At 69.7% G+C, this 23078-nt stretch carries 21 protein-coding genes; 7 read left to right on the top strand and 14 right to left on the bottom strand.

The annotated features are described in order from the left end of the window. Window positions 1–1206, bottom strand: a 1206-nt coding sequence (locus ACTHK2_RS19025) for a multifunctional CCA addition/repair protein (RefSeq protein WP_440247310.1), incomplete at its 3' end; no start/stop codon positions are given. 60 nt (window positions 1207–1266) lie between these two features. On the opposite strand from ACTHK2_RS19025, the gene ACTHK2_RS19020 reads away from it, so the two are divergent. After that, complete coding sequence (locus ACTHK2_RS19020) at window positions 1267–1737, top strand: group I truncated hemoglobin (protein WP_440247309.1); 471 nt, start codon at window positions 1267–1269, stop codon at window positions 1735–1737. Between the two features lie 93 nt (window positions 1738–1830). Here ACTHK2_RS19020 and ACTHK2_RS19015 read toward each other — a convergent pair whose 3' ends face one another. Together ACTHK2_RS19015 and ACTHK2_RS19010 are read right to left on the bottom strand one after the other, a co-directional pair. Continuing rightward, the gene (locus tag ACTHK2_RS19015; protein WP_440247308.1) at window positions 1831–2757 is read right to left on the bottom strand and encodes a complex I NDUFA9 subunit family protein; all 927 of its coding nucleotides are present in this window, start codon (window positions 2755–2757) and stop codon (window positions 1831–1833) included. Between the two features lie 105 nt (window positions 2758–2862). After that, window positions 2863–4980, bottom strand: coding sequence for a transglycosylase SLT domain-containing protein (locus ACTHK2_RS19010; RefSeq protein ID WP_440247307.1), 2118 nt, complete (start codon window positions 4978–4980; stop codon window positions 2863–2865). Window positions 4981–5194: 214 nt separating this feature from the next. Between ACTHK2_RS19010 and ACTHK2_RS19005 the strand changes: the two genes are divergently transcribed. Next, the gene (locus ACTHK2_RS19005) at window positions 5195–8086 is read left to right on the top strand and encodes a TonB-dependent receptor (protein WP_440247306.1); all 2892 of its coding nucleotides are present in this window, start codon (window positions 5195–5197) and stop codon (window positions 8084–8086) included. Between the two features lie 136 nt (window positions 8087–8222). Here the strand turns inward: ACTHK2_RS19005 and ACTHK2_RS19000 are convergent, their stop codons facing one another. From ACTHK2_RS19000 to ACTHK2_RS18980, 5 genes are all read right to left on the bottom strand, one after another. Next, window positions 8223–9026 (bottom strand): endonuclease/exonuclease/phosphatase family protein, encoded by an 804-nt coding sequence (locus tag ACTHK2_RS19000; RefSeq protein WP_440247305.1) that lies wholly within the window; start codon window positions 9024–9026, stop codon window positions 8223–8225. A gap of 90 nt (window positions 9027–9116) precedes the next feature. Next, on the bottom strand, window positions 9117–9797 hold the full coding sequence (locus ACTHK2_RS18995) for a thiol:disulfide interchange protein DsbA/DsbL (RefSeq protein WP_440247304.1): 681 nt from the start codon (window positions 9795–9797) through the stop codon (window positions 9117–9119). A 52-nt stretch (window positions 9798–9849) separates the two neighbouring features. After that, a complete protein-coding gene (locus tag ACTHK2_RS18990; RefSeq protein WP_440247303.1) occupies window positions 9850–10500 on the bottom strand; it encodes a thiol:disulfide interchange protein DsbA/DsbL in 651 nt (216 codons plus the stop codon). A 28-nt stretch (window positions 10501–10528) separates the two neighbouring features. Next, the gene (locus ACTHK2_RS18985; RefSeq protein WP_440247302.1) at window positions 10529–11218 is read right to left on the bottom strand and encodes a thiol:disulfide interchange protein DsbA/DsbL; all 690 of its coding nucleotides are present in this window, start codon (window positions 11216–11218) and stop codon (window positions 10529–10531) included. Window positions 11219–11330: 112 nt separating this feature from the next. Continuing rightward, window positions 11331–12050: a c-type cytochrome gene (locus ACTHK2_RS18980; RefSeq protein ID WP_440247301.1), complete on the bottom strand. Its 720-nt coding sequence runs from the start codon at window positions 12048–12050 to the stop codon at window positions 11331–11333. 156 nt (window positions 12051–12206) lie between these two features. Here ACTHK2_RS18980 and yihA point away from each other — a divergent pair, with 156 nt between their 5' ends. Next, window positions 12207–12836: a ribosome biogenesis GTP-binding protein YihA/YsxC gene (gene yihA / locus ACTHK2_RS18975; RefSeq protein ID WP_440247300.1), complete on the top strand. Its 630-nt coding sequence runs from the start codon at window positions 12207–12209 to the stop codon at window positions 12834–12836. Between the two features lie 101 nt (window positions 12837–12937). Further along, window positions 12938–14329, top strand: coding sequence for a glutamate--cysteine ligase (locus ACTHK2_RS18970; RefSeq protein ID WP_440247299.1), 1392 nt, complete (start codon window positions 12938–12940; stop codon window positions 14327–14329). Between the two features lie 162 nt (window positions 14330–14491). On the opposite strand, the gene ACTHK2_RS18965 is transcribed toward ACTHK2_RS18970, so the two are convergent. The 3 genes from ACTHK2_RS18965 to bioD are packed head-to-tail and all read right to left on the bottom strand — an operon-like array spanning window position 14492 to window position 16915. Further along, complete coding sequence (locus tag ACTHK2_RS18965; RefSeq protein ID WP_440247298.1) at window positions 14492–14839, bottom strand: hypothetical protein; 348 nt, start codon at window positions 14837–14839, stop codon at window positions 14492–14494. Then, window positions 14836–16239: a hypothetical protein gene (locus ACTHK2_RS18960; protein WP_440247297.1), complete on the bottom strand. Its 1404-nt coding sequence runs from the start codon at window positions 16237–16239 to the stop codon at window positions 14836–14838. Before ACTHK2_RS18960 ends, ACTHK2_RS18965 begins: the two co-directional genes overlap by 4 nt. Continuing rightward, a complete protein-coding gene (bioD, locus tag ACTHK2_RS18955) occupies window positions 16229–16915 on the bottom strand; it encodes a dethiobiotin synthase (protein WP_440247296.1) in 687 nt (228 codons plus the stop codon). Before bioD ends, ACTHK2_RS18960 begins: the two co-directional genes overlap by 11 nt. Before the next feature lie 92 nt (window positions 16916–17007). Here bioD and ACTHK2_RS18950 point away from each other — a divergent pair, with 92 nt between their 5' ends. Both ACTHK2_RS18950 and ACTHK2_RS18945 read left to right on the top strand, forming a co-directional pair. Next, the gene (locus ACTHK2_RS18950) at window positions 17008–17496 is read left to right on the top strand and encodes a GAF domain-containing protein (RefSeq protein WP_440247295.1); all 489 of its coding nucleotides are present in this window, start codon (window positions 17008–17010) and stop codon (window positions 17494–17496) included. Between the two features lie 25 nt (window positions 17497–17521). Further along, entirely contained in the window at window positions 17522–17956 is a 435-nt protein-coding gene (locus tag ACTHK2_RS18945; RefSeq protein ID WP_440247294.1) for a TfoX/Sxy family protein, read from the top strand. Window positions 17957–18025: 69 nt separating this feature from the next. Here ACTHK2_RS18945 and ACTHK2_RS18940 read toward each other — a convergent pair whose 3' ends face one another. Further along, window positions 18026–18604 (bottom strand): TIGR00730 family Rossman fold protein, encoded by a 579-nt coding sequence (locus ACTHK2_RS18940; RefSeq protein ID WP_440247293.1) that lies wholly within the window; start codon window positions 18602–18604, stop codon window positions 18026–18028. Window positions 18605–18690: 86 nt separating this feature from the next. Beyond that, window positions 18691–20523 carry a glutamine--fructose-6-phosphate transaminase (isomerizing) gene (gene glmS, locus ACTHK2_RS18935; RefSeq protein WP_440247292.1) on the bottom strand — a complete coding sequence of 611 codons (1833 nt, stop codon included), beginning with the start codon at window positions 20521–20523 and terminating at the stop codon, window positions 18691–18693. A gap of 206 nt (window positions 20524–20729) precedes the next feature. Here glmS and ACTHK2_RS18930 point away from each other — a divergent pair, with 206 nt between their 5' ends. Beyond that, window positions 20730–22130 (top strand): TIGR03013 family XrtA/PEP-CTERM system glycosyltransferase, encoded by a 1401-nt coding sequence (locus ACTHK2_RS18930; RefSeq protein ID WP_440247291.1) that lies wholly within the window; start codon window positions 20730–20732, stop codon window positions 22128–22130. Window positions 22131–22133: 3 nt separating this feature from the next. Here the strand turns inward: ACTHK2_RS18930 and ACTHK2_RS18925 are convergent, their stop codons facing one another. Further along, a complete protein-coding gene (locus ACTHK2_RS18925) occupies window positions 22134–22799 on the bottom strand; it encodes a J domain-containing protein (protein ID WP_440247290.1) in 666 nt (221 codons plus the stop codon). Between the last annotated feature and the right edge of the window lie 279 nt (window positions 22800–23078).

Raw genomic sequence — 23078 nt, 5'->3', positions numbered from 1 at the left:
CGCGATCGCCGCCATGCGGGCTCTGCGGACGGCGTCGCCGATCCCGGGGCCGGTGATGCCTTGGGCGACGAACGGTGCGGCGTCGATCGCGCGCGCGGCGGTGTGCGCGGCGCGCAGGTAGCCGCCCTGCGGATACGGCTCGTCGGCCAAGCCGAGGCGGCCGCGCTTGTCCGCCTCGCAGGCGGCGAGGAAGCGCGCGACGCGTTCGGGACGACGGAATGCGTCGAGGCTTTCCAGCAGCTTGAGCACGGTTTCCGGCCGCAGCTCGAAGGCGCGATGCGCATCGAGGTGGAAACGGCAGACGAGTTCGGCGAGCGCGGCGTGCTCGGCAGGTACCTTGAGGCGCGCACTGATCGCGCGGACCGGTTCGCGGCCGCGCTGCTCGTGCATGACGTGGCGCGGCAGTTCCTGCGGTGGCGTGAGCGCCTTGCCGAGGTCGTGCACGAGCGCGCACCAGCCCACGAGATCGTCGCCGGGGGCGAGGCGCGCGGCCTGGTCGAGCACGAGTTCGATGTGGCGCCCGGTGTCGACTTCGGGGTGGAACTCCGCGCGCTGCGGCACGCCGTACAACGCATCGACTTCGGGGAAGATCACGCGCAGCGCGCCGCATTCGCGCAGCGCGCGGACGAACGCCGATGGCGCGGGTTCGCCGAGCGCCTTGCGCGTCTCGGTCCACACGCGTTCGGCGACGAGGTGGTCGACCTCGCCGTCGTCGACCATGCGGCGCATCAGCGCGAGCGTCTCGTCGGCGATGCGGAAACCGATCGGCGCATAGCGCGCGGCGAAACGCGCGACGCGCAGGACGCGCACCGGGTCTTCGACGAATGCGGGCGAGACGTGGCGCAGCACGCGCTGCTCGAGGTCGCGCCGGCCGTCGAACGGATCGACGAGTTCGCCCTGTTCGTCCGTCGCCATCGCGTTGATCGTGAGGTCGCGCCGCTCCAGGTCCTGTTCGAGCGTGACCGAGGGGTCGGCATGGAACGCGAAGCCGTGGTAGCCGCGCCCGGTCTTTCTTTCGGTCCGTGCGAGCGCGTACTCCTCCTGCGTCGTCGGATGCAGGAATACCGGGAAATCCTTGCCGACGGGCCGGTAGCCGGCAGCGCGCATCTCCTCCGGCGTCGCGCCGACGACGACGAAGTCGCGATCGGCGACCTCGCGGCCGAGCAGGCGATCGCGCACGGCGCCGCCGACGAGATAGATGCGCATCGCTTGACTTGCCCGTGGAAACCGGCTGGCATTGTGCCAGCGAATCCCGGGGAGAGCCGCATGCACGCACGTCACGTCGCCCTCGTCTGCATGCTGCTCGCCATCGCGGCCTGCGCGAACACCGCGAGCAAGCCGGCGCCGCCGCAGGCGCCGGCGGCGCCTGCGGCCGCGCGCGGCGATGCGCTCTATCGCGCGCTCGGCGCGCAGGCCGGTATCGAGAAGGTCGTCGACGCCGCGCTGGTGGAGATCCACAACGACCCGCACATCAACCTGTTCTTCGCCAATACCGACATGCCGGACCTGCGCCGGCTGCTGGTCGAGCAGTTCTGCGCGGCGACCGGCGGGCCGTGCGAATACACCGGCCGCAGCATGGAAGAGGCGCACGGCGGCCTCAACCTCACCGACGAGGATTTCGATCGCTTCGTCGCCGATCTCGTGCGCGCGTTCGACAAGGCGGCGGTGCCGAAGGATCTGCAGCAGCAGCTGCTCGCGCTGTTCGGCCCGATGCGCAAGCAGATCGTCGGCCAGTAGGGCGAGTCCCGCCGGTCGCGGAGTTCGTGGACAACCATCGTCGTCGTCCCCGTGCGGCGGCACGCGCGTTGCGCGTACCGCCCTACGCTCGAATCAACCGCGTCGGTCGCGATCGCGTCCGCCGTGCGCTTCGAGCAGGCGTGGCATGACCGCTTCCATCGGCGTGGCGATGATGCCGAGCGAGGAAAGGCCGTCGTCGCGTACGACCGAATCGAGTTGCAGCGAGCGGAAGTTGTCGCGCGAGATCGGCTTGCCGGGCAACCATTCGCCGACCAGCGCCTGCACGCGGCCGAGTGCATCGGGCAGCGACAGCACGAGGCGCCGCCGGCCGGTCATGCGCGCGGTCCCGCGCACGAGTTCGCCGAGTTCGATCACGCGCGGGCCGCCGAGCTCGTAGGTGTGCCCATGCGTGTGCGGGTGCACGAGCGCGCGCGCGAATGCCTCGGCGACGTCGCCGACGTAGACCGGCTGGAAGCGCGCGCGCGACCGTGCGAGCGGCAGCACCGGCGCGATGCGCAGCAACGACGCGAAGCGGAAGAACAGGCCGTCGCCCTCGCCGAAGATCACCGAGGGCCGGAAGACCGTCCATGCGAGCGGCGAGGACTGCACGAGCGCCTCGGCCTGCGCGCGCGTCGCGAGGTAATGGCTCGTGCCCTCGCCCGCGCGCAACGCGCTCATCTGCAGGAGGCGCGGCACGCCGTTGCCGATGCAGGCGTCGATGACCGTGCGCGTGAGCTCGACGTGCGCCTTGCGGAAGCCGGCGCCGTCGTGGCCGCGTTCGTTGAGGATGCCGACGAGGTTGATCACCGCATCCGCGCCGGCGAATTCGCGCGCGAGCACGCCGCGATCGTGCACGTCCGCATTGGCGAGGCTCACGCGCGGCAGCACGCCCAGTTCGCGATGCAGGTCGCGGTTGCGCGTGAGCACGCGGATCGCATGGCCATCGCGCTGCAGCCGCGGCACCAGATGGCGGCCGACGAAGCCGGTGCCGCCGAGCACGACGATCTTGTGCGGTCTCATCGCGGACTCCTGCAGGGAACCGTCGGTTTAACGTCTTTCGCCCGCGCTTGCAAATTCGCGGTGTGCTTCGCGTCGCAAGCCTTCGCTTTTCCGGTTACCCGCCTCCTAGCGTGACGCAGACGGCGACGACGGTTGCGGAGCGGCGGGCTCGCCGCCACCTGCCTCGGGCGACGGGGCGTCGCTCGCGGGTGCGTCGGCGGGTGGTTTCTGCACCGCGGTGGCTGCGCAGACGACCTCCTTCCGCGGCGTCGACGCGTCGGGTGTGCGATAGGGTTGGCCGACCTTGGGCATGCGCGCCGACAGCGCGAGCGCGTCGCCGTTCATGCGCCAGTCGTAGATCACGCTGAAGGCGAGCACGCGCGCGACGTACTCGCGCGTTTCCTTGTACGGGATCGTCTCGACGAAGAAGTCCGGGTCGAGCGAACCGCGCGCGTCGAGCCAGCGTCCCACCGGCGCCTGCCCCGCGTTGTAGGCCGCGCTCGCGAGCCAGGGGCTGCCGTCGTATGCATCGGCCATGCGGCCGAGGAAGCGCGTGCCGAGCTGCACGTTGAGGGTCGGGTCGAACAGATCCTGTGCGCCGGAATAGGGAAGCTTCTCGGCCTTGGCGAGTTTTTTCGCGACACCGGGCAGCAACTGCATGAGGCCGTAGGCGTCCGCATGCGAATGCGCATCGGTCATCCATGCGCTCTCGGCGCGCAGGATGCCGTACGCCCACGACGGATCGATGCCCGCCGCCGCGGCTTCGCGCTTGACCAGCGCCGCGAGGCCGAGCGGGAAGCGCTGCTCGTACAACCGTTGCGTTTCCGGATCCGCCGAGAACGCGAACACCGCGCGGTCGTACCAGCCCCTGCGGTAGGCATGGTCGGCGGCAAGTCGGCGCTCGCTTGCATCGAGCTTGCCGAGCGCGAATTTCCACTCGCGCCGCGCCTCCGGCAGCATGCCGAGTTCGCGGAATTCGAACGCGCGCTCGAGGTCGGGTTGCTGCGCCAGCGCCGCTTCCGTTTTCGCATCGGCCGCGAGCGTGAGCGGGCAGATCGAATAAGGCCGTGCGCTCCAGTCGGCGGCGAGGAAGCCGTGGAAGTTCGCTTCGCGCGCCACGTCGGCGTAGAGCGCCGCCGCTTCGGCGTCGCGGCCGAGCTTGCCGAGCATGCGCGCCCGCAGGTAGCGCCAGCGCGCGTCGGCCTTCTGCGTGTCGGACAGGCGATCGAGCGCGGCCAGTGTTTCGGCCCAGTCGCCGCCGGCGAGCGCGATGCGCACGCGCCATTCGCGCGTGGCATCGTCGTCCGCCGCCGCGGGCAGCGCCTTGAGGCGCGCGAGGGCATCGGGCGAGTAACTCGTCGCACGATACAGCGCGATCGCGTTGAGGATGCGGTTCTTCTGCCCATCGCTCCATTTGAAACGCGCGCCGATGTCGGCCCACGCGGTTTCCGCGGCATCGCTGTTGCGCCGTGCGTAGCGTACGAGCGCATACGAGACGGCGTCGCGCGTGCGCGCCTCGTCGGCCCAGTCCTTCGCCTTCGCAATGGTCGCCGCAGGCTCGCGGAGGGCGGCGACGATGCGGTCGGCGGTGATGCGTTCGCTGCCGTCGAGGAGCGCCGCGGCGTCGTCGGCGGCGTCCGCCTGGCCCGCATCGGCGGCGCGCTCGAGGTGTTCCCACACTTCGGCATCCGGGACGAGGCCTTGCGCACGCAGGCCGCGCAGGACCGCATTGCAGCTCGCCGGCAGGGCGCGTTCGCCCTGCCAGACCGGCTGCATGTCCTTCCCGTAGTCGAGCTTCTCGTCGGCGGCGATGCGCGCGAGCAAGGCGTTGCACTGCAGGTCGCGGTCGTCGCTCGGCGAATACGTCGCGCGATACGCCTTCCAGTCGCCACGGCGCGCGAGTTCGCGCAGCCATGCCTCGCGCAGGTCCTGTGCGGGCAGCGTGCCGCGCCAGCGTTCCAGGAAACGCTCGACCTCGGCGCGCTCGAGCTTGCCGATCCGCGGCCGCAGCGCCGCGAGTTCGATGTACGGGTAGAGCGGGTAATGGTCGACGTCGAGCCCGGCGGCGAGCTTGCGCCAGGCACCTTCGGGCGGCTTCTTCGCGGCCGCGAGCGCGGCGCGGAACTGTGCGCGCTGGCTCGTGCGGTCGGCCGCCGCGAGCGGCAGGGCCACAGCGATGGCGGCGAGCGCGACCAACGCGGTGCAGGCGCGCCGCGATCGCCGGAGAACAGGGGTCGAACGCATCGGAACGTCTCGGATTCGGCGCATGCGGCGAGTGTAGCGTGGTGCGACGCCGCATCGCGCAGCGCTGGACGATCGAATCGGCCGTCGCTGCGACACGCCATAGCAAACCCGAAACATTTGTTTTACATTTTCTTGACGCTTGCGCCCGGGGGAGGGAAGACCACCGCGCGTGTGCCTCCATCGAACCATCCCGTGACCACCCTTGGAGACTTTCATGCGTTCACGTCTGGCCAGAGTTGCGATCCACGCCCTCACGGGCGCCATCCTTTCCGCGCTCTACGTCGCGCCCGCGCTGGCGCAGGACAGGACCGGCGAGGACATCCAGAAGCTGCAGGCGATCGAAGTCACCGGCTCGCGCATCAAGAAGGCCGAGGTCGAAGGCCAGACGCCGGTGCTCACGATCACCTCGAAGGACATCGAAGCGACCGGCCTCGGCTCCATCGGCGACGTGATCCAGCGCCTCTCGGTCAGCGGCTCGTCGCTCAACACCAAGTTCAACTCGGCCGGCAACTTCGGTTTCCCGCCGGACGGCGGCGGCGTCGGTTCGGGTTCGACCACGATCTCGCTGCGCAACCTCGGCGCGAAGCGCACGCTGATCCTCGTCGACGGCCTGCGCTGGGTGAATGAATCGTCGGCCTCGGGCGTATCCGCCGCGGTCGATCTCAATACGATCCCGGCGAGCGTGGTCGACCGCATCGAGATCCTCAAGGACGGCGCGTCGTCGCTGTACGGCTCGGATGCGATCGCGGGCGTGATCAACATCATCACGAAGAAGAAGCAGGACGGCCTCGGCTTCCACGTCTACGGCGGCGACTACTCGACCGGCGACGGCAAGACCTGGTCGGGCAACATCTCGCTCGGTGGCAGCACCGACAAGTTCGACTTCTTCATGGACATCAGCCGCTTCAAGCAGAACGGCATCAGTTCGGACGACTGGGCCCAATCGCGCTTCCCGGTGCCGGGCGCGGGCCTCGCCGGCGGCAGCTCGGCGACGCCGTTCACGCGCTACCTGTTCGACACGCCGAACGGCGAGGATTTCGGCGGCCTGTGCGCCGACGGCTTCTGCAACATCACCGCCAACGGCGTGTCGCCGATGCAGTCGTTCCCGGACGGCTTCCACCATTTCGGTACCGCCGACCGCTTCAACTTCGCGCCGTACAACCTGCTGCTCACCCCGCAGGAGCGCACCGGCATCTTCGCGCAGGGCACGTACCACATCACCGACCACGTCAACTTCACGCTGAAGGGCCTGTACAACACGCGTGATTCGACCAACCAGGCCGCGCCCGAGCCGATCTTCCTCGGCAAGCAGTTCTGCGCCGCGCGCGACCTCTGCTACAACGTCGGCGTCGACGCGACCAACCCGTACAACCCGTTCGGCTTCAGCCTCGACGCCAGCAGCCCCGACTTCGGGCTCGGCCGTCGCCCGGTCGAGGGCGGCCCCCGCGTCTTCAAGCAGAAGGTGGACACGAAGTACTACACCGCCGGGTTCAACGGCGACTTCAGCTTCTCCGACCACCAGTTCTTCTGGGACGTGAACTACGTCAACAGCTCGAACGACGCGCGCCAGACCGTCAACGGCACGTACAACATCCGCCACATCATGAACGCGCTGGGCCCGGTCGACCAGTGCACCGCGCCGTGCGTGCCGCTCAACCTGTTCGGCGGCCCCGGCACGATCACGCCGGAAATGCTCAACTACATCCAGTTCGTCGAGAACGACCACAGCACGCAGGATCTCGAAGTCTGGACCGCGAACATCTCGGGCAACCTGTTCCAGCTGCCCGCGGGTTCGCTCGACGTCGCCGCCGGCTACGAGCACCGCAAGCTCGACGGTTCCTACACGCCCGACGCGGTCGTCGTCGCGGGTGATTCGAACGGCGTGCCGTCCGGTCCGACCCAAGGCGGCTATTCGGTCGACGAGTTCTACCTCGAGCTCAATGCGCCGCTGCTCGCCGACATGGCGTTCGCCAAGCATCTGGACCTGTCGGTCGCGTCGCGCTGGTCCGACTATTCGAACTTCGGCAACACGACCAACAACAAGTTCGGCCTGCGTTGGCAGCTCGTCGACGACCTGACCCTGCGCGGCACGTGGGCCGAAGGCTTCCGTGCGCCGTCCATCGGCGAACTGTTCGGCACGTTCTCGCGCTTCGACGCGCAGCTCATCGATCCCTGCGGCGGCAACGTCACGCCGAACTGCGAAGCGCTCGGCGTGCCGCCGGGCTTCACGCAGAACAACCCGCAGATCTCGATCATCACGGGCGGCAACCAGGACCTGAAGCCGGAGACCTCGACCAGCCTTACGCTCGGCGCGGTCTACAGCCCGTCCTGGGCGGAGAACACCGGCTGGTCGCAGCGCGTCGATTTCGAACTGACCTACTACAAGCTGCACGTCGACGACGCGATCCTCGCGCCCGACGCGAAGACCCAGCTCGACCGCTGCGTCGCGACGCTCGACCCGCTGTTCTGCACCGGCATCACGCGCGCCGCGAACGGTTCGATCGACGGCTTCAACAACACGCTGCGCAACCTCGGCCGCATCGACACGCGTGGCTACGACCTCGGCGTGAACTGGGTCGGTCCGGAATGGTCGTGGGGACACGTCGGCGCCAACTGGCAGCTGACCTACACGAAGGACTACAGCGCGGTCGCTTCGGATACCGGCGCGGCCGAGCCGCGCGGCGTCGGCGTCGAAGTCGCCGACAGCGGCATCCCGAAGTACCGTTCGACGCTCAGCCTCAATTGGGGCCTCGCCGATTGGAGCGCGAGCTGGACGATGCGCTACATCTCGCACCTGACCGAATCGTGCGGCGGCTCCGACAACGGCTATCGCGATTTCCCGACCTGCCGCAGCCCCGACGCGGGCCCGATCGTCGACAGCAGCGGTCCGTCCGGCCTCAACCGTCTCGGTGCAGTCACGTACCACGACCTGCGCGTGAGCTGGAAGCTGCCGACCCGCTTCGACATGAGCATCTCGGGCGGCATCAACAACATCTTCGACAAGGATCCGCCGGTCTGCATCTCGTGCTCGCTCAACGGCTACGACGCGTCGACCTACGATCTGCCGGGGCGCTTCACCTACGTCGAAGCGAGCGTGAAGTTCTGATCAGCTCCGCTTGATGGGGAAGGAGAGGGGCCGCCTCGTGCGGCCCTTCTTCTTTCCGGGCGCCGAGGGTGGTCGGCGACGACCGGCACCCGGCCGCGGGGAAGGTGCGTACGCAGGATTCCGGCCGCGGGACGAGTCAGGATGCGTCGGCGGAAGGCGCCGTCGTCGCGAACGCGGGCATGATGATGCTCGCGGCGATCGGCAGGTGGTCCGACACCGGGTGCGGCAGCGCCCAGCGCTTCTCCACCTCGATGCCGCGCGAGACGAGGATGTGGTCGATCGCGCGCGTCGGCCGCCAGCTCGGGAACGTCGCCGGCGCGTGATCGGGGCGCACCAGCGACGTGCGCGCGTAGAGCAGGTCGAGCTCCTTGCCTTGTGCGGGTGTGTTGAGGTCGCCCATGAGCACCGCATGCGGATGCTGGCCGATGATTTCCGCGAGGAACGCGAGCTGGCGCGCGCGCGCGGCCGGACCGAGCGAGAGATGCGCGATGACGACGACGAGCGAAGCGTCGCCGCGACCGAAGCGCACCCACAGCGCGCCGCGACCGGGAATGCGTCCGGGCAGCGGGTAGTCGAGCACTTCGTCCGGATGCAGGCGCGCGAGCAGGCCGTTGCTCGACGTCGCCAGGCGCGACACGCGCCGGTTCGGCTGGTGCGTCCAGTACGGGAAACGCGCGGCTTCGGCGAGGTACTGCGTCTGGTTGAGGAAGCCCGACCTGAGGCTCCCGGCATCGGCTTCCTGCAGGCCGACGAGATCGAATTCGCCGATCACGCGCGCGAGGCCGTCGAGATTGGCGCGCTTGCCATGCGGCAGCACGTGCTTCCAGCTGTGCGTGACGTAGTCGCGGTAGCGCTTGACGCTGCCGCCGGCGAGGATGTTGCAGCTGAGCAGGGTCAGCCGTCGCGCTTCGGAATCGTTGCGGTCGGCGGGCTCGGTCATGGCGCGAGGCTAACCACCGTGCGCGGCAGCGGCAAGCACCGCGCGCGGCGCGCGGCCGGCGCGCGCAACGGCCGCGATCGATGCACGACGTTACTTCTTCTTCGTGGCGGCCTTGGCCGGCTTCGCATGCTCGTCGTGTTCCTTCTTCACGAGGAAATTGACCAGCTCGACCATCTGCGGGTAGCCACCCGCCGACTGTCCCGACAGGCGGTACTTGCCGCCGACGAGGATGCTCGGCGTGCCATCGACGCCGGCGCCACGCACGATCTCCGATGCGTGCTGCAGCTTGCTCTCGACCTCGAACGACGCCGCCGAGGAGAGGAACTTCGCCTTGTCGACGCCGTGGCCGGCGTAGAATCCGGCGAGATCGTCGATCGTGCGCAGCGGCACGTGGTCGCGGTGCAGCGCGTCGAACAGCGCCTGGTGTGTCTGCTCGAGCACGCCGAGCGACTGCGCCGCGTAGAACGCGCGCGCGTACGGCTCCCACTGCGCATTGAAAATCGCCGGCATGTAGCCGAACGCGGCGTAGTCGGGCAGCGACTGCTTGATCTGCTCGGCGTACGGCTGGAAGTGCGCGCAGTGCGGGCACGCGTACGAGAACACTTCGATCACCTCGACCTTGTCGCCGTTCGCGGTCGCCTGCGGCGGGTCGATCAGGAAGTAGTGCTTGCCGGCCTCCCAGTTCGATGGGGTCGCGGCGACGGGTTCGTCCGCGGTCGCGGTCGACGCAAGCAGCAGGCCGGCGAGCAGGAAGCCCAGGTGTTTCAGCATGGCGATGTGTCCTTCGCGACGATGGAAAATGCGTGGGGGGCCGGCGTGGGGATCAATGCTTCTTCGCCGCGGATTCGCGCTTCACGAGGTACAGCGCGATGTCGACCATCTGGTCGAAACCGATGCCCTTGTCCGGGTTCGCGACGACGCGGTACTTGCCGGCGACGACCAGGGTCGGCGTCTGGTCGATGCCGTACTTCGCTTCCATCTCGCGGATCTTCGCGATGCGGCCGTCGATCACGAACGACTGCATGGTCGAGACGAAGCTCTCCTTGTCCGCACCGAACCCGGCGTAGAAACCGGCGATGTCGTCGAGCGAGTTGAGCGGACGGCGGTCGCGGTAGATCGCGTCGAACAGCGCCTGGTGGGTCTTGTCGACGAGGCCGAGGTCCTTGGCGACGTAGAAGCCGCGCGCGAACGCGACCCAGCGCGGCTGGAAGTCGGCCGGCATCAGCACGAACTCGGCGGTTTTCGGCAGGGCGGCCTTGAGCTTGTCCGCGTACGGCTGGAAGTGCGCGCAGTGCGGGCACGCGTACGAGAACACCTCCAGCACCTCGATCTTTTCGCCGGTGCTGGTCGGTACGGGCGGATCGATCGGCTGCCAGGCCGTACCCGCTTCCCAGGTGGTCGCGGGTTCGCCGGCCGCGTGGACGAGCACCGCGCAGAACAGGCCGGCGACCAGGATCAGACTGCGCTTCAACATCGGGTTCTCCTCGTGGCGAACGGCAGGGCTACTTGGTCGCGCCTTCCTTCTCGATCAGGAACTTGACGAGAGGAATGACCTTGTCGACTCCGCCGGCGCTCGCGACGGTCAGCCGGTACTTGCCGTTGACGACGAGCGTCGGCGTCGAATCGACGCCGTACGCCTTCAGCATCGCATCGGCGCGCTTCATCTTCGTGTTGACGGCGAACGAATTGGCGGTCGCGACGAACTCGTCGGCCTTCACGCCGAACGTGCCGTATGCCTTGGCGACGTCTTCGATCGTCGGCATCGGATCCTTGGGCCTGTGCGTCTTCGCGTCGCTGATGCGCAGCGTGCCGTCGTCCTTCCAGACGAGGCCGAACGTCGCTTCGTGCGTCTTGTCGATCACGCCGAGCGCCTGCGCCGTGTAGAACGCGCGCTGGAACACCGGCCAGTCCTCGTCGGGACGGAACGAGGCGGGCAGGTAGACGAGCTCCGCGTTCGCCGGCAGCGCCGCCTTGAGCTTCTGCATCGTCGGCTCGAACATGTTGCAGGCGGGGCAGGCATAGGAGAACACCTCGACCACCTCGACCTTGTCGGCCGGCGCCGGCTGCGGCGGCTCGATCGCGAAGTAATGCGTGCCCGCGACGAACGCGTCGTCCGCATGCGCGGCGGTGGCGAAGGCGAGGCCGAGCAGCAGGGCGGACGCGGATACGGTCTGGAACAGGCCCTTCAACATCGAGGATCTCCTGGAGCGTGGAACGATGGGCGGCCGGGGCGCCGCACGGCTGCGGCGCGAGTCTCGACGCGGGCCGCTGAATGCGACTGCAATCCGTCGCGCGCCGCTTGGATCACTGGCCGGCGGCGCGGGTTCCCGTGGCCGTGTGCAGGCCCTCGATATAGGACGACACCGCGGTGATGTCGGCCTCGGTGAGCTTCTGCGCGATCGCGGGCATCACCTTCGCATTCGCGTCGTCGCCCCAGGTCGTGCCGGCCTTCCAGTCCTTGAGCTTGGTGGCGACGTAGTCGGTCCACTGGCCGCCCAGCTGCGGGTAGCCCGCGCCCGCCATGCCGCGCCCGTCCGGGCCGTGGCAGGCCATGCAGGCCGGCACGCCGAGCTTGGAGTCGCCGGCGCGATAGAGCGCCTGGCCGCGCGCGACCAGCGCATCGTCGGCGACGCCGGGCAGCGCGGACTTGCCCGCGAAGTAGGCGCCGACGTCGTGCATGTCCTGCTCGCTCAGCGGCGCGGCGAAGCCGAACATGATCGGGTTCTGGCGCTTCTGGCTCTTGAACAGCGCGAGTTGACGCGCGATGTAGGCCTCATTCTGGCCGGCGAGCTTGGGGTATTGCTTGTCGGTCGGGTTGCCGTCGATGCCGTGGCAGGCGCCGCATGCGGCCGCCTTCGATTCGCCGGCCTTGGCGTCGCCGAGGATCGGCCCGGCGTGCGCCGGGGCGGCTTCGGGCGCGGCAGCGGCAGCCGGTTCGCTCGGCGCGGTCTGCGCCTGTGCCGCGCAGGCGGCCAGCGCCGTCACGGCGAGCAGGGACTGAACAAAGACGCGCCGAAAGCTCATACACTCACTCCGCAAACCCGTGGGATGACCGCGAACCCGCCTGGCACGCGCCGGATCGGCGACGCGGGCGAAAACCGCGGAATTATCCCCGCGACCCCGAAGGCGGTCAAACCATCGCGACGCGGCACGCCGGCGCCGACGCGAATACCGACCGCCGTGCATCCGCCAAAGGCCGACGTGACCGCCAAGACCAACCCCTTTCGCAAGGCGCAGTTCCTCGTCAGCGCGAACCGCCTCGACCAACTGCCTGCGGACAGCGGCGCCGAGGTCGCATTCGCCGGGCGTTCGAACGCGGGCAAGTCGAGCGCGCTCAACGCGATCTGCGACCAGCAGGGGCTTGCGCGCACCTCCAAGACGCCCGGTCGCACCCAGTTGCTCAATGTATTCCCGGTCGGCGATCCCGCGCGGCGCCTCGTCGACCTGCCCGGCTACGGCTATGCGAAGGTGCCCGAGGCGATGCGACTGCACTGGCGCGGCGTGATCGACAGCTACCTGCGCAATCGCGCGTCGCTCAAGGGCCTCGTGCTCGTCATGGATGCGCGCCACCCGCTCAAGGAATTCGACTGCCACATGCTCGAGTTCGGCGCGGCGAGTGGCCGCGCCTGCCATTGCCTACTGACCAAGGCCGACAAGCTGTCGCGCAGCGAAGGCCTGCGCACGCTCGCCGCGGTGCGCAAGGACATGGCCGCGTTCGCGCCGCAGGCGACCGCACAGCTCTTTTCGTCGCACGCCAAGACCGGCCTCGACGAGGCGCGCGCACTCGTCGCAGGCTGGCTCGAGCTCTGACGGCAGGGCGTGCCCGCGTCGCGCCGGGGGCGCGCGGCGCGGGGCTTTTGTTCGCATCGCCCATCCCCATTTCCGCCGACCACCCCCAGCGAGGTAGACCGATGTCCGGCCCGAGCAGCGTCAAGGACGAACCGATCCGCGGCCGCGACCAGCTCGTCGGCTACCTCGCCGAAGGCGAGAAGCCGGCGTCGGCGTGGCGCATCGGCACCGAGCACGAGAAGTTCGGCTTCCGCCTCGACGACCTGCGCCCGCCGACCTTCGAAGGCGAGCGCGGCATCGGCGTGCTGCTGGAAGGCATGACGCGTTTCGGCTGGCAGCGCGTCGAGGAGAACGGCCAGCTGATCGCGCTGCTGCGAGACGACGCCTCGGTCACGCTCGAACCCGCGGGCCAGCTCGAGCTCTCCGGCGCGCCGCTCGAGACGATCCACGACACCTGCTGCGAGGTCGCCTGCCACCTGCAGGAAGTGAAGGCGGTCGCCGACGACCTGCGCATCGGCTTCCTCGGCATGGGATTCCAGCCGAAATGGCGTCGCGACGAGATGCCGTGGATGCCGAAGGGCCGCTACAAGATCATGCGCGAGTACATGCCCAAGGTGGGATCGCTCGGCCTCGACATGATGACGCGCACCTGCACGGTGCAGGTCAATCTCGATTATTCGAGCGAAGCGGACATGGTGAAGAAGTTCCGCGTCGCGCTCGCGCTGCAGCCCGTCGCGACCGCGCTGTTCGCCGACTCGCCGTTCACCGAAGGCAAGCCGAACGGCTACCTGAGCTACCGCTCGCATATCTGGACCGACACCGATCCCGACCGCACCGGCATGCTCGACTTCGTGTTCGAGGACGGTTTCGGCTACGAACGCTACGTCGACTACCTGCTCGACGTGCCGATGTACTTCAGCTACCGCGACGGCCCCGACGGCACGAAGCAGTACGTCGATCTCGCCGGCAGGAGCTTTCGCAAGTTCCTCGCCGGCGAACTCGACGACCTGCCCGGCGCGCGCGCGACCCTGCGAGACTGGGCCGACCACACGACCACCGCGTTCCCCGAAGTGCGCCTCAAGAAGTACCTCGAGATGCGCGGCGCCGACGGCGGCCCATGGAACCGCCTGTGTGCGCTGCCCGCGTTCTGGGTCGGCCTGCTGTACGACCAGGGTGCGCTCGATGCGGCGTGGGATCTGGTCAGGGACTTCACGCGCGAGGAACGCCATGCGCTGCGCGACGGCGTGCCGCGACATGCGCTCAAGCTCCCCGCGCGCCTCGGCCGCACGCGCGCCACGGTGCGCGAACTCGCTGCCGAAGCGCTGAAGATTTCCGCGCAGGGCCTCGCGCGGCGCGCACGCACCAATCGCCACGGTGCCGACGAGTCGATGTTCCTCGACATCCTCGCGCAGATCGTCGATGCCGGCCAGACGCCGGCCGAGCGCAAGCTCGAGCTGTTCCACGGCGAGTGGCAAGGCGACATCGACCGCGTGTTCCGCGAGTTCGCCTATTGAGCGCAGCCGTTCAGCGGCAGAGGTCGGCGCGCAGCGTGTCGCGCACCAGCGGCTGCGCACGCAGGCCACGCCGGCACACGGGTCCGCCTGCGCCTGCGTCCGCGCGCAGGCGCATCTCGCGCTCCGATGCTCCGGTCGATCGTGACTGGGTCGCTTCGCGCCTCAGGCCGCGCTGACGTCGCGCAGGGTCCAGTGCTTGCCGATCAGCAGGGTCATGCGGTGCTTGATCACCGCGTGCGGCAGCGAACTGCGCACGTCGACGCTGACGTGCACGTCGGACTGGTGCGCCTCGACCGTCGCTGCCGGGTCGTTCGCGCCGAGCGCGGGGTCGACCGCGTCGGGATCGGGCTGCATCGATTTCCAGCGCTGCCACAGCGACGGCTCGCGCAGCGCTTGCTGCAGCAGTGCGGCGAAGCTCTCCGCCGATCCGCCCTGGAACGACAGCTCGTGCGATTCGCCGCGGGCCTTGGGCAGGTCGTCGATCGAGAACAGGTAGCGCTGAACGGTCATGTCAGATCCCTCATCGTTGCTTGCGCCGAGTCTAGCAGCATGGCCGGACGGGCTCGCGCCGATCCGCCGGCGGGCCGCATGCCCGCGATCGCCGTGGCCACCGCCAGCAGCGACGCGACGCACGGCCAGGCGAGATAGCGTGTCTCCGCCGAACTCGCCAGCACCAGCAGCGGAGCGGCGTAGCACCACGCGCTCGCGAGCAGGACGAGCGCGATGCGGCCGTGCGCGTCGCGCCTTCGCCAGGCGAGCGGCAGCACGAGCAGGCCGAGCGCGAGATACGGCCACGCTGCGCACCACGCCGTCGCGATGCGCGCGGTGATCCAGTGGACCAGCACGCGATGCAGCGCGCCGTCGTTCGCGGCGACCGGCGGATTGTCGCGGTAGGCGTACTCGCCGTCGGCGTAAACGAGGTCGATCGGCCAATCCGCTGGATGCGTGCCGAACAGTGCGGCCGCGACGCGCGCGCGGTGCGCGAGCCAGGCGCGTGGATGGGCGCGGATCGCATCGATCCATGCGGTGCGCACCGCGTCGAGTTCCTCGGCCGACAGCGGTGGCTCGAACGGCGAACGCAGGCCGTGCGGCGTCCCGGTCAGCATCGGCAGCGGGCTCCAGATGCGGAACGCGGCCGCGAGTTCGTCGACGTCGAGGCCGGCACCGACCATGAACGGCGGCAGTCGCAGTCGGCCGGTCGCGATCGAGAGTGCCGCGAGGTCGTACTGTGCCGCGGATGGCCACAGCGGAACGTGTCGCGCCGTTGCGCTCGCGAGCAGCCGGTTCGTGCCGAACGACGCGGCGAGCACGAGCAGCGCGCAGGCGACGAGGCGCGCGCCGCGCGCACCCACGATGAGCCAGGCGCACCAGGCCGCGAACGGCAGCAGCGCGAACGGCGCGTTGTGGCGCATCGCGCCGGCGTAGAGCAGCAGCGGCAATGCGCATGCGGCGAGCACGCGGCAGTGGCGAACCTGCGCGGCGGCGAGGAGGCCGCACGCGCAGGTGAGCGCGCAGGCCAGCGCGACGTCGGTCCACACGTGCATGCGCCAGAGCAGCACGAGCGGAGCGAGCGCGGGCAACGCGAGCGCGGCTACGGCGGCGGCGCGCGAACGCGCGCATGTGCCCGCGAGCAGGGCGAGACCGGACCAGAACATCGCCAGCTGCAGCACGAACATCGCCTGCGGTCCGTCGACCAGCGCGAGCGTCGTGCGCCACGCCAGCGTGAACCCCGGCGGCACGACGTCGGTCATCTCGCCGCCGCGCGCCTGCCACCAGGCGTAGGCGGGATCGAACGACATCTGTCCCGGCCAGCCGAGCACGAGGTCGAGCGCGAAGCCGCACGCGGCGAGCAGCCAGGGCAGCGACGCCGGCACGCGCGCGGCCATCGGCGCGGCCGTCTCAGAGGGCATGGATATCGAGTCGGGCATCGGACACCGGCCCGCCGTGTTCGAGCACGCCGAGCAGCGGCGCCTCGATGCGCGCGCGCAGCGTCGCGATGTTGTCGTCCGCGACGGCCATCGCGGGGTCGATGCGGTTGGCGATCCAGCCGGCCAGGCGGCAGCCGTCGGCGCCGATCGCGCGCGCGCTCAGCAGCGCATGGTTGAGGCAACCCAGGCGCAGCCCGACGACGAGCACGACGTCGAGTTCGAGCGCGCGGACGAGATCGGCCTGCATCAGCTGGTCCGACAGCGGTGCCATCCAGCCGCCGACGCCTTCGACGACGAGGCGATCGCAACGCGCACGCAGCGCGTCCGCCGCCGCGCGGATCGGCGCGAGGACGATCTCGCGTCCGGCGGCGCGTGCCGCGATGTGCGGCGCGATCGGCGGTTCGAACGCGAACGGATTGCAGCGTGCGTAGTCCGGCGCCGGGTCGCTCGCGGCGATGAGCGCGAGCGCATCCTCGTTGCGCAGCCCCTCGCGCGCCGCCTCGCATCCGCTCGCGACGGGTTTCATGCCGCTCGCGTGTAGCCCGCGAGCGCGCAGCGCATGCAGCAGGGCGACGCTCGCGCGGGTCTTGCCGATGCCGGTGTCGGTGCCGGTCACGAACAGGCTGCGAACAGGGTCGTGGCCGTGCGGATGGGTCATCTGGAACGTGCGGGCGGGACGGTCGCGCGAGTATGCGTCACCCGGACGGCACGGCGCGATACAATACGGCTTTCCGATCCTCGACGACGCGCATGTTCGCTGCTGCACCGATCGAAGCCGCCGACAAGGCGGGATTCTACGCCGAGCTGACCCAGCAGGCGCGCGGCCTGCTGCACGGGGAGCGTGACCGCGTCGCCAACGCCGCGAATTTCGCCGCCCTCGCCTGGCATGCATTGCCGCGCATCAACTGGTGCGGTTTCTACTTCTTCGACGGAAACGAACTCGTCGTGGGTCCGTTCCAGGGCAAGCCCGCGTGCGTGCGCATCGCGCTCGGCAAGGGCGTTTGCGGTACCGCGGCGGCGACGCGCGAGACGCAGGTCGTGCGCGACGTCGATGCGTTCCCGGGCCACATCGCGTGCGATGGTGCGTCGCGTTCGGAGATCGTCGTGCCGCTCGTGGATGCGAACGGCGCGCTCATCGGCGTCTGGGACGTCGACAGTCCCGATCTCGCGCGCTTCGACGACGAGGACCGCGCGGGCATGCAGGCGCTGTGCGCGGTGTTCGTCGATTCTTTGCGTTGAACAACCCGATTCCAGGAGCACCCGCATGAGCGCGCGCGATGTGAAGATCCGCAACGTCGGTCCGAAGTCGGCGGCATGGCTGCGCCAGGTCGGCGTGCGCACCACCGAGGATCTCGCGCGCATCGGTCCGGTCGAAACCTTCCTCAAGGTAAAGCGCGCCGGCTTCCGGCCGAGCCTCAACCTGCTCTACTCGATGGCCGGCGCGCTCGCCGACTGCCATTGGGCCGACCTCCCCGAGGAGCAGAAGCAGGAACTGCTGCTCGCGCTCGACGCGGCGGAGTCGGCCAATCCGATCAAGACGCGCTGGGAAAAGCAGAAGGCGGCGAGCGAACCAGGCGCTGCGCCACGTGCCTCCGACGAGGGCGGCGAAGCCACCGCCGCGAGCCTGTTCGACGACCCGGACGACGCGGATCGTTCGACCGGCGGCGACAGCGACCGCGAGCTCAGCCGCTTCGAGTAGGGCGGGTCGAGCGCGAAGCGCGAGTCCCGCCGCACGCGTCGATATCACGCTTCCGGGCGGCGGGCCGCCCTACCGAACCGCCGCGTAGTCGCGCGCGTTCGCGTCCCAATCCGGCGTCGCGCGGATCGTCGGCAGCACGTCCTCGACGCGCGCGACGCTGGTCCACAGCGCGCGGTGCTGCGGGTTCATGAAACGCTGCTCGATGGTCCGTTCGAGGAAGCGCTCGAGCGGCGCATAGAACCCGTCGACGTCGAGCAGCACAATCGGCTTGAGATACAGCGCGAGCCGCTTGAGCGTCATCGCTTCGAACAGTTCCTCGAGCGTGCCGCAGCCGCCGGGCAACGCGACCACCGCATCCGAACCGGTCAGCAGGCGGTGCTTGCGCTCGCGCATGTCCTCGACGACCTCGAGGTTGGCGAGGCCCGGATGCTGCCATTCGACCTCGGTCATGAAGCGCGGAATGATGCCGATCACGTCGCCACCGGCGGCGAGCGCGCCGTTCGCGAGCGAACCCATGAGCCCGACCGCGCCGCCGCCGTAGACGAGCGTGCTGCCCGCCTCGGCGATCGCGCGGCCGAGCGCCGCCGCGGCATCGTGATAGCGGCGGTCGACGTGTTCGCTGGACGCGCAATAGACGCAGATGCGCATGAGGCCTCCCGATCGTGCGGCGCGCAGTGTAGTGCGTCGCCACCACGCGGTCGACGCGCGCGCCGCTGGTTCGCGGCGCGCCGCCGTTACTCGACCGTGACCGACTTGGCGAGGTTGCGCGGCTGGTCGACGTCCGTGCCGCGCAGCACCGCGACGTGGTAGGCGAGGAGCTGCAGCGGCACCGTGAACACCGCGGGCGCGATGAGGTTGCCGCCGGAGGCGATCTTGAGCACGGCGCCGCGCTCGCCGTCCTGCTGCACCGGTGCGTCGGTGTCGGCGAACACGAACAGCTCGCCGCCGCGCGCGCGCACTTCCTCGAGGTTGGATTTCAGCTTCTCGAGCAGCTGGTTGTTCGGCGCGACTGCGATGACCGGCATGTCCTCGTCGACGAGCGCGAGCGGGCCGTGCTTGAGCTCGCCGGCGGGATACGCCTCGGCGTGGATGTAGGAGATTTCCTTGAGCTTGAGCGCGCCTTCGAGCGCGACCGGATAGTGCACGCCGCGGCCGAGGAAGAGGGCATGGTGCTTGGGCACGAAGCGCTCGGCGAGCCTGGCGATCTCCGGCTCGAGTGCGAGTACCTCGGCGACCACGCGCGGCAGCGTCGCAAGCTCGGCGACGAGCTTGGCGTACTTGTCCGCGGCCATGCCGTTGATGCGCGCGAGCTCGATCGCGAGCAGGGCGAGCGCTGCGAGCTGCGTCGTGAACGCCTTGGTCGAGGCGACACCGATTTCCGGGCCCGCGCGCGTCATCAGCACGAGGTCGGACTCGCGCACGAGGCTCGACTCCGGCACGTTGCAGATCGCGAGCGAGCCGAGATAGCCGCGGTTGCGGCCGTCGCGCAGCGCGGCGAGCGTGTCGGCGGTCTCGCTCGACTGCGACACCGCGAGGAACAGCGTGCCCTCGGGCACGACCGCGCGGCGGTAGCGGTACTCGCTCGCGACCTCGACGCTGCACGGCAGGCCGACCATTCCTTCCAGCCAGTAACGCGCGACGAGGCCGGCATGGTAGCTCGTGCCGCAGGCGACGATCTGCACGTGGCGCACGCGCTGCAGCAACTGGTCGGCGTCGACGCCGAAGATGTTCGGCAGCACGCGGCCTTCGGCGATGCGGCCCTCGAGCGTGTCGGCGATCGCGCGCGGCTGTTCGAAGATTTCCTTGAGCATGTAGTGGCGGTATTCGCCGCGCTCGACCGCGTCGGCGGACAGCTCGCTCTTGCGCTCGGCGCGCTCGACCGGGGCGCCGTCGGCATCGTAGATCGTGCAGCCGTCGCGGCTGATCTCGGCGACGTCGCCTTCCTCGAGGAACTTGAAGCGGTTGGTCTGCTTGATCAGCGCCTGCACGTCGGAGCCGAGGAAGAACTCGCCGTCGCCGAGGCCGGCGACGAGCGGGCTGCCGCGGCGCGCGCCGACGATGCGGTCGGGCGTGTCGCGGTTCATCACGGCGATCGCGTACGCGCCGTGCAGGCGCCGCGTCGCGGCGATGACCGCCTCGCGCAAGGAAGCGCCGGCGGCGATCCCGTCCTCGACCAGGTGCGCGATCACCTCGGTGTCGGTCTGCGACTCGAAGCGATAGCCCTTCGCCTTGAGCTCATCGCGCAACTGCGCGTGGTTCTCGATGATGCCGTTGTGCACGACCGCGACGCGCTCGCTCGACACGTGCGGGTGCGCGTTGCTCGTGCTCGGCGCGCCGTGGGTCGCCCAGCGCGTGTGCGCGATGCCGGTGACGCCAGCGACCGGCGCGGCCTGGTAGAGCGATTCGAGTTCGCGCACCTTGCCGACCGCGCGCACGCGCGCGAGGCGGCCGTCCTCGAGCACGGAAATGCCGGCCGAGTCGTAGCCGCGGTACTCGAGCGCCTTGAGTCCGGCGATGAGCACCGGCACCACGTCGCGGGCCGCGGTCGCGGCGACGATTCCACACATGCGGGCGTTCCTCGGATGGGTTCGGGGTCGCGGGTCCGCCTTGCCGGCGCCGTCCCGCGCTGCCAAGATGATAAACCGACCCGTCGTGGCGGGGGCATGGCGGAAGCATGGCGCGGCAATGGCATGCCGCCTGCCGGTGCGCGCTTCGCCGCCAGGCCAGCGCCGTGCGAGGCCGACGAGCGGGTTCCCCGGACGGAGACGAGCGGATGTTGCGGGCGCTGCGGCGACAGTCGATACGCTGGCTCACCCTGCTGGTGCTGCTCGAACTCGCGTCGCTCACGCTCGGCGTGATGGTCGCGGCCCACCTGCGCTATTTCGCCGACGCCCCGGCGCTGGCGGGTTTTTCCGAGAACCTGTGGCTGCGCGCGCTGCTGTTCGCGGTCACGCTCGTGCTCGGCATGTCCGCGCTCGGCCTGTACCAGCAGCACCTGCGCGAGAGCTGGTTCGGCCTGTTCGCGCGCCAGCTCGTCGGCTTCGTGCTCGGCGTGGTCGGCCTCATCACGATTTACTACCTGTTCCCGGCGGCGGCGATCGGCCGCGGCGTATTCGCCATCGCGATCGTGCTCGGCTTCGCCGCGGTACAGGGCTGGCGCGTGCTGATCGCGCGCCTCGTCGACATCGAATCGCTGAAGCGGCGCGTGCTCGTGCTCGGCGCCGGCACCAACGCGGCGACGATCCCGCAGCGGATGCGCCGCCGCACCGACCGGCGCGGCTTCATCATCCTCGGCTTCGTGCGCATGGGCGAAGAAGCGGTGTGCGTGCCGGAGGAGCGGCTGCTCGTGGTCGAGGGCGGCCTGCGCGCGTTCGCCGAATCGCTGCAGGTCAACGAGGTCGTCGTCGGCCCGGACGACCGCCGCGGCGGCCTGCCGATGGACGAACTGCTCGACTGCAAGCAGGCCGGCATCGCGGTGAGCAACCTCGCTTCGTTCTTCGAGCGCGAGCTCGGCATCGTCAAGCTGACGCTCGTCGATCCGTCCTGGCTGGTGTTCTCGCAGGGCTTCGACAATTCGCCGCTGCGCCACGCGATCAAACGCGTGTTCGACGTGTCGATCGCGCTGCTCGTGCTCGTGTTCGCATGGCCGTTCATGCTGCTCGTGGCGCTCGCGATCCGGCTCGAATCCGGCGCAGGCCAGCCGATCCTGTACCGGCAGGAGCGCGTCGGCGAACACGGGCGCGTGTTCGCGCTGGCGAAGTTCCGCAGCATGCGCACCGATGCCGAGCGCGACGGCGTGGCGCGCTGGGCCAAGGCCGACGACGATCGCGTCACCCGCGTCGGGCGCTTCATCCGCCGCACGCGCCTGGACGAGCTGCCGCAGCTGTGGAACATCCTGCGCGGCGACATGAGCGTGATCGGGCCGCGGCCGGAACGCCCGTCGATCGTCGCCGACCTCGCCCGGCAGATCCGCTACTACAACCTGCGCCACTGCGTGAAACCGGGCCTCGCCGGCTGGGCGCAGTTGCGCTATCCGTACGGCGCCTCGGTCGACGATGCGGTCGAGAAGCTCAAGTACGATCTCTTCTACGTGAAGAACCACGACCTCCTGTTCGACCTCACGATCCTCGTGCAGACGGTCGAAGTCGTGCTGTTCGGCCGCGGCGCGCGCTGACCCTCAGCGCGCGGCGGGCTCCGCTGCCGGCGGGTGCGCGCTCGCGACCTTGAGCGGGCGCAGCTTGGAGCTGTACCAGTCGCTGACCTTGCCGTCGTTGAAAGCGACCCACGAGGGTCCGTAGTCCCAGCGCTGCGGGTTTTCCATGACCGGCCGGCCTTCGAGCGCGCGCACCGTGGCCGCCTCGGTGCCGATGCCGATGAGGCCGATCGACGCGCCCGCGGGTGCGCCCTGGGTCGTCGCGACCGGCCGTGCAGGCGCAGCGTCGCCGGCCACCTCGTCGCCGCGGTCGAACAGGCCGCCGTTCCATGCCAGCCACAGCAGGCCGCCGCCGAGCGCGAGCCACAGCCAGCGACGCGAGCGGCCGCCGACGGGCGCGGCCGGCGCCACCGCGGCCGCTTGCGCGGCGCGTGGCATCGGCGCACGCGGCGCCGCATGCACGCCGCCGGGGAGGCGCCCGTAGCGGCGGTGGAACGTGCTCGCGGCATTGTAGGCGGCGGTGAGTTCCTGCAGGCGCACCGCATCGGCCGGATCGGCGTCCGTACCGCGGCGATCGGGATGGAGTTCGGCGACGCGGCGCCGGTAGGCGGCCTTGAGCTCATCGAACGTGCAGCCGGGCTTGAGCCCCAGCTGCTGGTAGAGCGTGAAGAAATCGGCCTTGTCGAGCACGCTGCCCCCGAACGATCCGCCCGCACGGTGTCGCGCCGCCGGCGCGGACCCCGTTCCCCCGAACGGGCGATGGATTCTACCTGCTGGCGCCCGCGCCGGCCGGCCCACTGGCGCGCAGGGGCATGCCTCGCTTAGATTGGCGTCCTGGCGATAAAATGTGAACTGCGTCACCTTTCCGGGGCTGAAGCGGGGGCCGCGGGTCGGGACTGCTTCCGCGTCCCCGGACGGCCAGGCGCAATCGCGAGGACCAGGTTTCCATGACGATCGGGACAGGCTCAG

The organism is Dokdonella sp. (assembly GCF_051958935.1).
Lineage (GTDB): Bacteria > Pseudomonadota > Gammaproteobacteria > Xanthomonadales > Rhodanobacteraceae > Dokdonella_A.
Note: the sequence above shows the minus strand (reverse complement) of the source record. Positions and strands in the feature narration are given on the sequence as shown.